The following is a 13,566-nucleotide window of genomic DNA, read 5'->3' on the forward strand; positions in this document are numbered from 1 at the left end:
CTTTTTTGCAGGAGTTTAAACGGCTTTAACGCTTATTCATCGCCGCCTTCGCCTTCCCCGGTGGGGCGGGCATAGTGGTCGGCGATCCCGACAGCCATCAGGGCAAAGGTGTAATCCTCAGCGCGTTCCTTCAAGGCGTCAAAACGCCCAGAGGCCCCGCCATGGCCCGCACCCATATTGGTGCGCAGCAAAGTCAGGCCATCATCGGTACGCCGATCGCGCACACGCGCAACCCATTTGGCAGGCTCCCAATAGGTGACGCGGGGATCGGTCAGACCCGCTGTTGCCAACAGGTGCGGATAGGCTTTGGCTTCGACATTGTCATAAGGGCTGTAAGCGAGGATCTGATCGTAGGCGGTCTCGCTTTCCAACGGATTACCCCATTCTGGCCACTCCGGCGGGGTCAGGGGAAGCTCGGTATCGCTCATCGTGTTGAGGACATCCACAAACGGTACCGCACCGATGACACCGGCAAACAGCTCCGGCGCTTGGTTCATAGAGGCCCCGACGAGCAGACCGCCCGCAGACCCGCCATGGGCGACGATATGGCCTTCACGTGTGTAGTTTTCCGCGATCAGAGCCCGGCCCGAATCAACGAAATCGTTGAAGGTGTTGATCTTCTTATCGAGCTTGCCGTCGAGATACCATTGATAGCCGCGCGCTTGACCGCCGCGAATATGGGCAATCGCATAGACCATGCCGCGATCAACCAGGCTAAGGCGGGTGGTGGAGAAACCGGCCGGAATGGTGATGCCGTAAGAGCCATAGCCATAGAGCAGCAAGGGCGCGGTGCCATCAATCGGGGTGTCTTTATGATAAAGGATTGTCACCGGAATGGTCACGCCATCGCGCGCGGGGGCGTTGATGCGGCGCACGATATAATCATCGCGATTGTGACCCGAGGGGATTTCCTGGGTCTTCAACAAGGTCCGCTCACGCGAGGCCATGTTGTAATCAAAGGTCTCTTCTGGGGTCGATGGGCTTTCATAGGTAAAGCGCATCATGTCGGTGGCGTATTCATAACCGCCATCCATGCCCAAGGAGTAAGCTTCTTCTTCGAAAGCGATATTATGCTCTTCACCGCTTTCCAGATTGCGGATCACGATGCGCGGTAGAGCATTTTCACGCTCAGAACGCACCATCCAGTGCTCAAAACCCATAACGCCATTGATCAAAGTGCCAGGACGATGGGGCAGAACTTCGCTCCAATTGTCCTTCTGAGGCGCATCGAGCGGGGCCGTCATCAGTTTGAAGTCCACCGCGCCATCGGCATTGGTGAGGATCCAGAACTGGCCGCCCGCCTCAGTGAGGCTATATTCAACGCCGCTTTGGCGCTCAGCCACCAGAACAGGGTCCGCCGCCGGGTCATTGGCATCAATCAAGCGGTATTCGCTGGTGGTGTGATCACCCGAAGAGAGCAGGATATAGCTATCGCCCTCGGTCTTACCCACACCCAGGAAATAACCCTCATCGGCTTCTTCATAAATCAGGGTGGGCTCGGCCGCGTCGATGGCTTGGCGATAGATGCGGCGCGGGCGGTTATTGCTGTCACGCCAGACCCAGAAGAGGGTTTGCGAATCATTGGCCCACACCATGGAGCCATAGCCCTCATCCGACAGGGTGGTGATCAACTCGCCGCTTTCCAGATCAAGGATGCGCAGCTCATAAAACTCAGAGCCCTTGGTGTCGACGGCATAGGCGAGATAACGGTGATCGGGTGAATGGATCACAGCGCCCAGATCGAAATACTCAATGCCTTCGGCGGCGGCATTACCGTCCAGAATGATCTCTTCTTCATTGACCATCGCGCCAGTGTCATCGGCGGGATAACGCACATAGACCGGATATTGTTCGCCTTCGCGGTAACGGACAGAATAATAGAATTGGCCATCACGAGAGGGGACCGCGCTGTCATCTTCTTTGATGCGGCCACGCATTTCCTGATAAAGCGTCTCTTGCAGGGCCTTGGTCGGCTCCATCACCGCTTCGTAATAGCTGTTTTCAGCGTCGAGGTGCGCGCGGATATCGGCGTCCAAAACGGACGGATCGCGCATCACGTCTTGCCAATTATCATCACGCAGCCAGGCAAATTCGTCAGTGCGGGTGCGGCCCAATTGTTCAACCACATGATCACGCTTTTGCGTGACCGGGGCTTCGATCTGGCGTGCGCGTGCGATCAAATCCACAGAGGTGGGGGTGGTGGCTGCAGCCGTATGCGTCATTTCGTGTGTGCTTTCTTCTTGATGCGTCGGCGTGGCTGGCTGACAGGCCGCCAAAACGCCAAGGCTGGCGGCACCGAGCAGGGCGCTGCGCCAGGGTTTGGTTTGCCAAGACATGGATCATTCCCCCTAAAGTGTGATGGTTATAGTATAATGTTCTTATTCTTGCGTCGTCTCAGGTTTAAAGTCCAGCGCTGTTCCATTGGTACAAAATCGTAGACCTGTGGGCTCTGGCCCGTCATTGAAGACATGGCCCAAATGTGCCCCGCATGTGGCACAATGGATTTCGGTACGGGGCATCACCAGTTTGAAATCGGTTTTGGTCTCTACCGCGTCACTGTCAATAGCGGCATAGAAAGAGGGCCAGCCCGAGCCGGATTCATATTTAGTGCTGGCGGGGAATAAGGCGCTGTCACAGACCCGGCAATGATACATGCCGTCACGTTTTTCGAAATTATAGGGGTGCGAGCCAGGGGCTTCGGTGCCTTCCTCAAACGCGATGCGGCGCTCATCCGGGGTGAGCTTGCTTTTTAGGGTCTCAATGTCGGTGGGGCTTAAACGGGCCATCACGCTCTCCCTTATCGGTTAGAGGCTTTATATAGGAGGCCTAGGCCGGTTCTTCACGGGTCACTTTCATCAGGGGAGAAAAAAGCGCGATCCCCAGCATGAACAGGCTGAGCCCGATCATCGGGATCAAGCTCGCTTGGCGCGCGCCCAGATGGGCCACGATATAGCCAAAGGTCGCCGCACCGGCGGGCGCCCCGCCAAACAGGCCCAGCTGATAGACGCTCATGACCCGCGCGAGCTTTCCAGCGGGGGCGTTTTCTTGAACAATGGCACGGCTGAGGGAGATCGCAACCCCTGCGCCCAGGCCCCAGCAGAAAATCAAACCATAAAGCGCCCATAGAGGCAGCGGCGTTGCAAAGAGGCCCAGCGCGATAATGGTGATGATCTGGCTGTAAATCAGCGCCTGGCCGGGTTTCTCGATATTGCCCAGGCGCGCCAGGATGACATTGGCGGCAAAGGCGCCCACCCAAAAGGTCACCAGAAGGCTGGCCAAGACCTCATAGCCGGAATGATAGACATCGCGCACCAGCACCGGAATGATCACAAAGAAGCCGCCACCAATCACTAAAAGCCCGACAACAATCATGATTAAGGTCATGGGGCCTAAGATGGGCGAATGCCAGACGGTGGAGATCCCATCTTTGAGGCTTTTGAGGACCTTATCCGTTTTGACAGCGCGTGAGGGTAAACGCGGCAGCAACAGGGCGCAGATCCCGCCGAGCAAGAGCCCGACCCCTTGCAAGGCGAAGAAGTATTTAGGTCCGCTAAAACTCGCCCCAAAGCCCAGCCCCATGCCGAGGATTTGCGCCGCAAATTGCACAAGCGAGGCGATGATGACCCCCTTTTGCAAAGACCTTCCGTTTTGATTGAGGCGCTGGCTAACGCGAATAACCGGATTGATCGCCGAATCGCGCGCCGGCATGACGAAGGCTCCCGCGATCCCGACGCATAAGGCATAGGCCACCAACATTTCATAGGATAACAAGCCAAAACTCATCAAGGTGAACAGCGATAACGCGGCGAGCGCGGCAAGGGTGTGGAAGCCCGCCAGCAAAATCCGTCGATCATAGCGCTCGGCGATGACCCCGGTCAGCGGCAAAAGCACCAGCATCGGCGCGGTCAGCGCCGCTTGCGCCAAGCCCAGCTTATCGGGGCTTTCCATCAGCGTGTAATTGATGACGCCGGGAAAGAGTGTGGTTTGCAGGCCGAAGCCAAAAAACCACGCGCTGATCGTCATCAGATAGAGCCAGAAGGGCGGCACGGCAATGACGCGGCGTATGCGACGAAAAACAACCAAAACTCTTATCCAATGGGGCAATGTCGTGTCTTTGTAGACTTGATACGCCTATTTACAGAATATTCCGTCTACAAAAACGCTAATAAGTGTAATTTATCTAATCTAAAGCTTCAAGAAAGTGTGAAGTATATGCGTAGAGGCCAATAACATCTTGGCCACGCTTCCTTAACGCGCCCATGGCATAATGCGATCATGATCAGGACGACAAGGTATGGGCATGGCTGACCTTTACGAATTTTCCAGTGATGAACGCCTGATGGGCGAGCCCGTGCGCCAAGGGCCAACCGCGCGCACACTGTTGGCGCGCCGCTTGGCCGATATTGTGTGTCTGCCGTCCAGCCGCGTCACCCCGCCTGAGCGCTGGGTGGTGGCGGATGTCCTGGATGAGGTTTTGCGCCAATCCGATGAGAGCCTGCGCCGCAAGGTGGCCGATCGTTTGGCGGAGCAAAAGGCCGCGCCCTTGCGCCTCTTACGCCGCTTGGCGTGTGATGTGTTTGAGGTGGCAGAGCCGATCTTAGAGCGCTCACTGTCGCTGACGGATTTTGACATGATGGAGGTGGCGCGCACTGGCGAGGTGCGTCACCGCTTGTCCTTGGCGCGGCGTTTGAAAGTGACCCAGCCGGTGTCTGCCGCCCTGGTTCTGGCCGGGGAACCGCAAGTGCTGGAAGCTTTGCTGCGCAATACCGGCGCGCAATTGGCTGCGCAGACCATGGATCATCTGGTGCAAATGGTGATGGAGCATCATGTCCTTGCGCACTTGTTGATCCAACGCCCAGAAATGCGGCCCAATCAGGCCTTTTCCCTGTTCTGGGACTGTGATCATGAATTGCGGCGGATGATTTTGGACCGCTTCGCCGTGGGCCGCGAAATCCTGCAAGACGCCGCGGAAGATGTGTTCCCGCGCGCGGCCCGCGAGCCTTTTCCCGATCCCCTGATCCAGCGCGCGCTGGCCTATATTGATCGTCGTCAACGCGATCGTCAGGCCAGTTCGCTTTCCCCTTGGGGCTCTCTGGAAGGGGTGATCGAAGCCGCTGAGCGCCAGGGCCTTGAGGAGATGCTGTGCGAAGAGGCTGCAAAGCTCGCTAATATCCAACGCTCGCTCTTTGATCGCATGTGTGAGGATTTTGGCGGTGAGCCCTTAGCGGTCCTGTGTAAAGCGACCGGTTTATCGCGCGATCACTTGGTTTTATTGCTGCGTGCGGCCTGGAAAGGCCTGCGTGAAGATCAGATGCATTTTGCCATCCGGGTCTATGATACGTTGAGTGTCGACAAAGCTCAGACCGTATTACGCTATTGGGATTGGTCGTTAAGCCGTCCAAACAGTGTTTAATCCCTTTGGCTGAATGCGCGTGAAGGGAAGTCTTTTTCACGTTTAAACTCATGGGATTACCCCCTGATAAGGGGCGTGTTCATCCCCATGCGCTCTGTATAAATCCGCACTCCACCGGCGGGTTTCTCTGGAAAAGCGGCGCTAGATTTTTTATGACCCAGGCTAATCGTAACACAATCCTTAACGGAGAAGTGGGAGGACGACTTTGCGCTGGAACTGGGTCTATGGTGCCACATTGGTGGTGGTGCTGGGCGTGCTTTGGCTTGTTTTGTCAGGGTTTTGGTACAAGCCGTTATTGGTGGGGTTCGGTGTTTTAGCCGTGATCATTGCGCTGGTTTTGACCGTGCGCATGGGGCTTCTTGATGACGAATCGGCGCCCTTCTCTCAGATCATCAGCTTTGCGCGCTATTGGGTTTGGCTGGGCGCAGAAATCGTCAAAGCCAATATTTATGTCGTTAAAGTCAGCCTGAAGCCGGATTTGGACATCCAGCCGGTTTTGATCCGCGTGCCGGTCACGGCGCGCTCGGGGCTGGGCCGGGCGACTTTTGCCAACTCCATCACCTTGACGCCGGGCACTGTGACCCTGGCGGTTGAGGAGGATGCCTTCCTCGTTCACAGCCTCACCGAAGAGTTGGCCGACCCGGCCGCCTTTGCCGATATGGGCGAGCGCGTGAATATTGCCGCCCATGAAAGCGAGAAAGCATGATTGGTTATCTTGATTTTGTCATCGCGCTGGCCTTGGCGGGTGCGATGGCTGTGATGCTGACACGTCTGTGCCTGGGGCCCAGCCTTTATGATCGTATTTTGGCGGTGAACTCCTTCGGGACCAAGACGGTTCTGTTTCTCAGCGTGTTTGCCATCATGGTCGGGCGCGCGGATGGGGTCGATATTGCGCTGCTTTATGCGTTGATCAATTTCATCGCCACCATCGCGATTTTGAAATTCTTCCGTTATCGCTCACTCGATGTGGCTTTGTCCCAAATGACCAAGCGGATCGACCAGGTTGAGGGAGGTCAATAGTTATGGACTTGCTCTCTATCGCGCTTTCGATCATTCTCGATCTTCTTTCGGCGGGCTTCATGCTCGCAGGGGTCGGCTTTGTGCTGGCCGGCACGATTGGCGTCATGCGCCTTCCTGATTTCTATACCCGTATGCATGCCGCAGGTGTTACCGATACCTTGGGCGCTGAACTGATCATTATCGGTCTGGTGATCCAGGCGGGCTTCACGCTGGTCGCGGCGAAGTTATTACTGTTGGGCTTTTTCTTGTTCCTGACCAGCCCGACGGCAACCCATGCGGTGGCCAATGCGGCCTATAAGGCTGGGCTTGCCCCGATGCTGTCACGCTTTAAACCGCCCCATCCACGCGATGCCGGCAAAGGGGAGGGCTAGGTCATGGCGAACCTCGATCTGACGCAATATCTTGATTACGCCCTCATCGCGATGCTGGTTGTGGTGGGGATTGCGATCATTCGCATGAAAAACCTTTTTGCCATTGTCATGCTGACTGGCACCTATTCGCTGCTGTCGGCGGCCTGGTTTGTGTCGCTCGATGCGGTGGATGTGGCCTTTACCGAAGCCGCTGTTGGTGCGGGGATTTCAACCGTGTTGATGCTGGGCGCGATGCTGCTCACCGCTCGTGATTGCAAGCCGGAAGGTAAGGCTCGCCATATCGTGGCCTTGCTGGTCGTCGTCATCACCGGCGCGGCTTTGCTGTATGCCTTGGGCGATATGCCGATTTATGGCGATCCCAATTCGCCGGTGAATGCCTATGTCGGCATGGATTATGTCGCCATGACCCCCAATGACATCAATGTTCCCAATATTGTTACGGCGGTGCTCGCCAGCTATCGCGGCTTTGATACTTTGGGCGAGACCTTTGTGGTCTTTACCGCCGGTCTGGGCGTGGCGCTGCTGCTCGGGCTCGGCGGACGCAAAGAGGAGGAGAATTAAATGATGCCTCCCCATATTGTTCTTCGCGTTGTTTCCAAGCTGTTGATCCCTTTCATCGTGGTCTTTGGCTTTTACGTCCACTTCCACGGCGATTATTCACCGGGCGGGGGCTTCCAGGCCGGGGTGATCCTGGCCGCAGCGGTCATTCTTTATGCGTTGATCTTCGGTGTGGATGCGGCCAAGAAAGCGGTCCCACCCAGCTGGGTGCGCATTGGCATGGCGCTGGGCGGATTGATCTATGCCGGAACCGGGATTGTGACCTTGCTGATGGGCGGGGACTTCCTGGATTATGATGTCCTTCATCCTGATCTCAGCCATAAGTCCGGCCAGCATATCGGCATTATGTGTGTCGAACTGGGCGTTTTGACCACGGTGACCTGTGTGATGCTGGCGATTTTTTATGCCTTCGCCGGTCGTACTCCTGATATTTCAGATGAGGATTGGTAGAGATGGTTGAGCTGATCTCTGAACGCTTCAACTATATCATCGTCATCGCCTTGATGATGATTGGCCTTTATGGCGTTGTATCCTCTGCCAATCTGGTGAAACGCCTGGTGGGCTTGTCGATTTTCCAAACTTCGGTCTTCTTGCTCTATATCACCATGGGTAAGGTGTTTGGCGGCGTGCCGCCGATCCTGCCTTACCCGGCTGAGCATGGCGATGGCCATGGCAGCGATGCAGGCCATGGCACCGCAGCGGCCCATGCCGGTGAGGGCGCGCATCATAGTGTGGAGGCCGCGCATGATGGTGACCATATCCAAAGCGATGCGCAAACTCACGGAGCTACTCCCGGAGCCACCCAAAGTGACGCCCACGCGGGCGCGCAGGGTGCAGATGTGGCTCATGGGGCTTCACAGGCCGCCAGCCATGGCGATCTGCGTGAGCGTGTCGGCGAGGCCGTCCATTCCTTGGCCGAACAAGCCGCCCATCATGATGCTGGCCCTGCGGCCTATGATGGGGTTCATCACACGGCTGAGATTATTTACTCCAACCCGCTTCCCCATGTTCTGATCCTGACCGCGATTGTGGTGGGGGTCGCGACCTTGGCGGTGGGTTTGGCCCTGGTGGTTCGCATTCGCGAAAGCTATGGCACGATTGAAGATTCCGCCATTGCGCGGGCCGATTATTCGGATGAGATTGAAAGAGGCACAGCGTGATTGAAGCGAGCTTCTTACCGGCTGCGTTGAGCGATCACGCCCCGGTTTTGTTAGTTTTGGTGCCCATGGTGCTAGCGGCCATCGTGGCCGCGCAGCCTTCAGGTCGGTTTGGCTGGTTGGCGGCGCTGATCGGTGTGGTCTCCACCCTGATCTTGGCCTTGGATATTTATGGCCAGATGCAAGCGAGCGGTGCGCCTGTGGCCTATGCTATTGGTGGCTGGCAGCCCCCCTATGGCATTGAGTTTCGCATTGATGGGCTCAATATCGCGCTTCTCTTATTGTTGGGCGTGATGGGCACCTTGGCCTTGATCTTTGCCCTGCCGAGCGTGGCCGATGAAATCGCCAAGTCCAAGCAATCGCTCTTCTATGCGGCCTTCCTGATCTGTTTTACCGGTCTGGTCGGGGTCTCCACCACCGGCGATGCCTTCAACCTCTTCGTCTTCTTGGAGATTTCATCAATCCCCACCTATGCGCTGATCGCCATGGGGGCCCAGAAAGACCGTCGGGCTTTAACTGCGTCCTTCAACTATCTGGTGCTGGGCACGATCGGGGCGACCTTCTTCGTGATCGGTGTGGGCTTCCTCTATATGTCGACCGGTACGCTGAATATGGCTGATATTGCCCGCCTGTTGGTGGAGCAAAATGATAACCGGGTCGTACAAGTGGCCTTTGGCTTCATTCTGGTCGGTTTGGCGTTGAAAGCGGCGCTTTTCCCGCTGCATATGTGGTTGCCAAATGGCTATGCCTATGCGCCAAATTTTGTCACGACCTTCCTGGCTTCAACCGCCACGAAAGTCGCCTTCTATGCCCTTATCCGCTTCACCTTCGACATCTTTGATCCGACAGCGTCTTTTGTTACGGGGCTCTTGACCTGGGTCATCACGCCTTTGGCGGTGATGGCGATGGTGATTTCTTCGGCGCAGGCGATTTTTCAGGTCAATGTACGCCGGATCCTGGCGTATTCATCCGTGGCGCAGGTCGGCTATATGATGCTTGGCTTTGGTATCGCGTCTTTGGCGGGGGTGAGTGCGGGCATGCTGCACCTTCTCAACCATGCCTTGATGAAGGGTGCGCTGTTCGTGGCTCTTGGGGCGTTCAGCTATGCCTATGGCGTGCGCAGGATTGACGATTTCAAAGGCTTGGGCCAGCTGATGCCGGGTGTCTCGGCGGCCTTCACCATTGGCGGGCTCAGCCTCATTGGTGTGCCGTTCACGGTGGGCTTTGTCTCGAAATTCTATCTGGTTTCGGCCGCGTTGGAGCGCGGATGGTGGTGGGCGGTGGCGCTCATCGTCTTCTCGTCCGTGCTGGCGGTGTTCTATGTCTATCGCATTTTGATCAATATCTGGGTCAATCCGGCTCCGGTGCATGAGCCTGCGATCAAGGTGCGCCGCGTGCCGATGATGATCTTGATACCGCTTTGGATCCTGGCGCTCGCCAATTTGGTCTTTGGGGTGCAAACCGATCTGCTGGTCGGTCTTGCCCAAGACGCTGCGCGTGCTGCGCTTGATGGGGGGATGGGCCTATGACCTGGACACCAGAACTGGCTTTAGGTCTGGCGCTGGCTCTGCCGCTGGCGGGCGGTGTTGGGGTGGTGGCCTTTGGGCGTTATCCCAATGTGCGCGAAGCCATGACTTTGATTGCTGCGGTCCTGCTGGCGATCAATGTCGCCTATTTGGTTGAAATCGCGCCGAGCAATCCCACGATTGAGCTGTTTGAGTTTGCCCCTGGGCTATCCTTGAAGTTCAAGCTGGAGCCTTTGGGCGCGCTGTTCGCCATGGTCGCCAGTGGGCTGTGGATTTTGAACTCGCTCTATTCCATCGGCTATATGCGTGGAAATAAGGAAAAGGATCAGACCCGTTTCTATCTATGCTTCACGCTCTCTATTGCGGCGGCAATGGGTGTGGCGCTGTCGGGCAATCTGATCACGCTCTTCTTCTTCTATGAAGCGCTGACCTTCTCAACCTATCCTTTGGTGGCCCATAAGGGCGATGCCAAGGCGCGCAAGGGCGCAACGATCTATATGTCGATCTTGCTATCGACCTCGATCGGGCTGCTCTTACCGGCGGTTTTGATCACCTATTTTGTCGCCGGAACCACGGATTTTACGCCCGGCGGTATTTTGGGCGCAGCAGGCCCTGTGCTCTCCAGCGTGATCTTATGCCTGTTCGCCTTCGGGATCGGTAAGGCGGCCTTGATGCCGGTTCATCCTTGGTTGCCCAATGCCATGGTGGCCCCGACACCAGTTTCGGCCTTGCTACACGCGGTGGCCGTGGTGAAGGCGGGCGTCTTCTCGATGTTGAAAGTCACGACCTATGTCTTTGGCCCGCTGACCATGGCGGCCACCCCGGCGGCCGATGCCTTGGCCTGGCTGGCGGGGTTCTCCATCGTGGCGGCCTCGATCATTGCGATGACGCAGGATAATCTGAAGGCCCGCTTGGCCTATTCCACCGTGTCTCAGCTGTCATACGTGACCTTAGGGGCGATGCTGGCGAGCCCGGCGGCGATGCTGGGTGCTGCCTTGCAGATTGTCATGCACGCCTTTGCCAAGATCACGCTCTTCATGGGCGCGGGGGCGATCTATACCGGTACCAAGAAAACCAATATTTCGGATATGGCGGGTTTGGGCAAATTCATGCCGGTCACGTTTGCCGCTTTTGGCATTGCCTCGCTCAGCCTGATTGGCCTGCCGCCCTTTGGCGGCACATGGCCGAAATTCTTCCTGATGCAAGGCAGTGATCAAGCCGGGCATCCCTGGCTGATGGCGGCGCTGATCGGCTCTTCACTGCTCAATATCGGCTATCTCTTGCCCATCGTGATCAATGCCTTCTTTAAAAAACCCAAGGATGACGCGCCGATGCGTCCGGGCATGCCGCCCTTATTGGCGGTCTTGCCGCCCTTATTGACGGCGATTGCGACCTTTGTGCTGTTCTTATTGATTGATCCTTTGGTCAGCTATCTCGCGCCTGTCTTTTCGATGGAGATTGCCTCGTGAGTTCGAACGATACCCTCCATTCCCCATCTAAGGATGATGGCGTGCATCCCTTTGCCAAGCCTTTCTTATTCCTCGATAAGCCAAGTGTACGCGGGGCTTTCTTCTGGCTGTTCCTTGTCGGCACGCTGGCGATGATTGGCCTACAGGCGATCCACCATTTCCACCCCCATGGCGGGCCGGGCGATGTCTTTGGCTTCTACGCCATTATGGGCTTTTTCGGATTTTGTTTTGCCGTGCTGATGGGCTGGCCTTTGCGCGCGATTTTGGGCCGTAAAGCCGATTACTACACCCAGGAGGGCGATGATGAGTGATCTCTTCATGGGGATTAGCCCCGCGATTCCGGTCGTTCTGGCCGGCTTGCTGGCGGTCATTCTGCCTTGGCATTATGCGCGTAAGGTTTTGATGGTCCTCTCACCCTTGGCCGCGCTCTTCCTCCTGCTCATTACGCCGCAAAGCGGGGTTTATGGCGTGGTGGAGATGGCTGGCCTCAGCTTTGAAACCTATCGTCTGGATAATATCTCGCGCGTGTGGGGCCTGGTCTTCATCATCGCGGCCTTCCTCAACGGGATTTATGCCTGGCATGAAAAGGATCGCATGTCTGATCCATCCGGTTTGATCTATGCCGGGGCGGGCCTGGGCGCGGTGTTTGCGGGTGATTTGCTGACGCTGTTCTTCTTCTGGGAATTGACGGCGATCTCCTCGATCTTCTTGATTTTTGCTAGCCGTAAGGGCGAAGCTTATCGGGCGGGCCTGCGCTATCTGGCGATTTCTGTTCTCTCTGGCGTGCTGCTGCTGGGCGGTGCGGTCATGCTTTACAATACGACAGGCTCTTGGGCCTTTGGCGGCGTGGGTGATGTTGGGGTCTTCTCCATTGATACGCCCGGCGGCATGTTGTTATTCTTGGCCTTCGGCATCAAATGCGCTTTTCCTCTTCTTCATAACTGGCTTCAGGATGCCTATCCTAAGGCCACCGCGACCGGTGCGGTGGTGCTGTCCGCCTTTACGACGAAGCTTGCCATCTATGCGCTGGCGAGGGGGTTTGCCGGGACGGAGATCTTGATCTGGATCGGCGCGATCATGACGGCCTTCCCGGTCTTCTTCGCGGTGGTGGAAAATGATTTGCGCAAGGTTTTGGCCTATTCGCTGAATAACCAGCTGGGCTTCATGGTTTGCGCCATCGGTGTGGGCTCTGAATTGGCCTTGAACGGGGCCGCGGCCCACGCCTTTGTCCACATCATCTATAAAGGCCTGTTGTTTATGACGATGGGCGCGGTGTTGATGCGTGTGGGCACCACAAAGGCCAGCCATCTGGGCGGGCTTTATAAGTCGATGCCGCTGACCACCGTTTTTTGTATGATTGGCGGGGCGGCGATTTCGGCCTTCCCGCTGTTCTCGGGCTTTGTCGCCAAGGCCTTGACCTTGTCGGCGGTTCTGCATGAACACCATTATATCCCTTGGTTGATCTTGGTCTTTGCTTCTGCCGGTGTGTTGGAGCATTCTGGGATCAAAATTCCCTATTGTGCCTTTTTCGGTCATGATGGCGGACACAAGGTCAAGGAAGCCCCGTTCAACATGTTGTTGGCCATGGGCTTGGCATCTTTCTTGTGCCTCTATCTGGGGATTAATTATGGCGCACTCTACAACCTGCTGCCCTATGCGGTGGAGTATCAGCCCTATACCTATGATCACGTCGTGGGGCAGATGCAGCTGCTCCTCGCGGCGCTGTTCGCCTTCACCTTCTTGATGCGGTTCAAGCTCTATCCGGCAGAGAAAGACATCACCATTCTCGATACCGATTGGATCTATCGCAAAGTGCTTGATGGCGCGGCGCGGTGGAGTTGCGCGATGTTGGATCGTCTGGGTGGAGCCATGGATCAGGGGTGGGCAGGCTTAGGCCGCACCATCCGCAAAGGCCTCTTCAACCTCTTCAGTCCGGCGGGTAGCTTTGCACGTGATGTGCCCTCAGGGATTATGGCGGTCTGGAGTACGCTGTTGTTGGCCGTGGTCTTGATCGTCGCTTATATCTACGCGTCATAAGTGAAATGTGGGCTT

At 56.5% G+C, this 13,566-nt stretch carries 14 protein-coding genes; 11 read left to right on the forward strand and 3 right to left on the reverse strand.

What is annotated here, in order from left to right:
• Positions 1 to 32 precede the first annotated feature (32 nt).
• The 3 genes from H151_RS0109200 to H151_RS0109210 are packed head-to-tail and all read right to left on the reverse strand — an operon-like array spanning position 33 to position 4,083.
• A complete protein-coding gene (locus H151_RS0109200) occupies positions 33 to 2,336 on the reverse strand; it encodes a S9 family peptidase (RefSeq protein WP_019961371.1) in 2,304 nt (767 codons plus the stop codon).
• Between the two features lie 42 nt (positions 2,337 to 2,378).
• Complete coding sequence (msrB, locus tag H151_RS0109205) at positions 2,379 to 2,786, reverse strand: peptide-methionine (R)-S-oxide reductase MsrB (protein WP_019961372.1); 408 nt, start codon at positions 2,784 to 2,786, stop codon at positions 2,379 to 2,381.
• 40 nt (positions 2,787 to 2,826) lie between these two features.
• Complete coding sequence (locus H151_RS0109210; RefSeq protein WP_019961373.1) at positions 2,827 to 4,083, reverse strand: MFS transporter; 1,257 nt, start codon at positions 4,081 to 4,083, stop codon at positions 2,827 to 2,829.
• A gap of 217 nt (positions 4,084 to 4,300) precedes the next feature.
• Between H151_RS0109210 and H151_RS0109215 the strand changes: the two genes are divergently transcribed.
• From H151_RS0109215 to H151_RS0109265, 11 genes are all read left to right on the forward strand, one after another.
• Entirely contained in the window at positions 4,301 to 5,413 is a 1,113-nt protein-coding gene (locus tag H151_RS0109215) for a DUF2336 domain-containing protein (protein WP_233354555.1), read from the forward strand.
• Between the two features lie 205 nt (positions 5,414 to 5,618).
• Entirely contained in the window at positions 5,619 to 6,119 is a 501-nt protein-coding gene (locus H151_RS0109220) for a Na+/H+ antiporter subunit E (RefSeq protein WP_019961375.1), read from the forward strand.
• Complete coding sequence (locus H151_RS0109225; protein ID WP_019961376.1) at positions 6,116 to 6,433, forward strand: monovalent cation/H+ antiporter complex subunit F; 318 nt, start codon at positions 6,116 to 6,118, stop codon at positions 6,431 to 6,433. The genes H151_RS0109220 and H151_RS0109225 overlap by 4 nt, the downstream gene beginning before the upstream one ends.
• A 2-nt stretch (positions 6,434 to 6,435) precedes the next feature.
• Positions 6,436 to 6,804, forward strand: coding sequence for a monovalent cation/H(+) antiporter subunit G (mnhG, locus tag H151_RS0109230; RefSeq protein WP_019961377.1), 369 nt, complete (start codon positions 6,436 to 6,438; stop codon positions 6,802 to 6,804).
• A 3-nt stretch (positions 6,805 to 6,807) separates the two neighbouring features.
• The gene (locus H151_RS0109235; RefSeq protein ID WP_019961378.1) at positions 6,808 to 7,365 is read left to right on the forward strand and encodes a DUF4040 domain-containing protein; all 558 of its coding nucleotides are present in this window, start codon (positions 6,808 to 6,810) and stop codon (positions 7,363 to 7,365) included.
• Positions 7,366 to 7,812 (forward strand): Na(+)/H(+) antiporter subunit B, encoded by a 447-nt coding sequence (locus H151_RS0109240; protein ID WP_019961379.1) that lies wholly within the window; start codon positions 7,366 to 7,368, stop codon positions 7,810 to 7,812. It begins immediately after the preceding gene.
• 2 nt (positions 7,813 to 7,814) lie between these two features.
• On the forward strand, positions 7,815 to 8,522 hold the full coding sequence (locus H151_RS0109245) for a cation:proton antiporter subunit C (RefSeq protein WP_019961380.1): 708 nt from the start codon (positions 7,815 to 7,817) through the stop codon (positions 8,520 to 8,522).
• Positions 8,519 to 10,048, forward strand: coding sequence for a monovalent cation/H+ antiporter subunit D family protein (locus H151_RS0109250; RefSeq protein ID WP_019961381.1), 1,530 nt, complete (start codon positions 8,519 to 8,521; stop codon positions 10,046 to 10,048). The genes H151_RS0109245 and H151_RS0109250 overlap by 4 nt, the downstream gene beginning before the upstream one ends.
• A complete protein-coding gene (locus H151_RS0109255) occupies positions 10,045 to 11,514 on the forward strand; it encodes a proton-conducting transporter transmembrane domain-containing protein (RefSeq protein WP_019961382.1) in 1,470 nt (489 codons plus the stop codon). Before H151_RS0109250 ends, H151_RS0109255 begins: the two co-directional genes overlap by 4 nt.
• The gene (locus tag H151_RS0109260; RefSeq protein ID WP_019961383.1) at positions 11,511 to 11,825 is read left to right on the forward strand and encodes a hypothetical protein; all 315 of its coding nucleotides are present in this window, start codon (positions 11,511 to 11,513) and stop codon (positions 11,823 to 11,825) included. Before H151_RS0109255 ends, H151_RS0109260 begins: the two co-directional genes overlap by 4 nt.
• Positions 11,818 to 13,551, forward strand: coding sequence for a Na(+)/H(+) antiporter subunit D (locus tag H151_RS0109265; protein ID WP_019961384.1), 1,734 nt, complete (start codon positions 11,818 to 11,820; stop codon positions 13,549 to 13,551). Before H151_RS0109260 ends, H151_RS0109265 begins: the two co-directional genes overlap by 8 nt.
• The last annotated feature ends 15 nt before the right edge of the window (positions 13,552 to 13,566 follow it).

The sequence above is a fragment of the Woodsholea maritima DSM 17123 genome, assembly GCF_000382325.1.
GTDB lineage: Bacteria > Pseudomonadota > Alphaproteobacteria > Caulobacterales > Maricaulaceae > Woodsholea > Woodsholea maritima.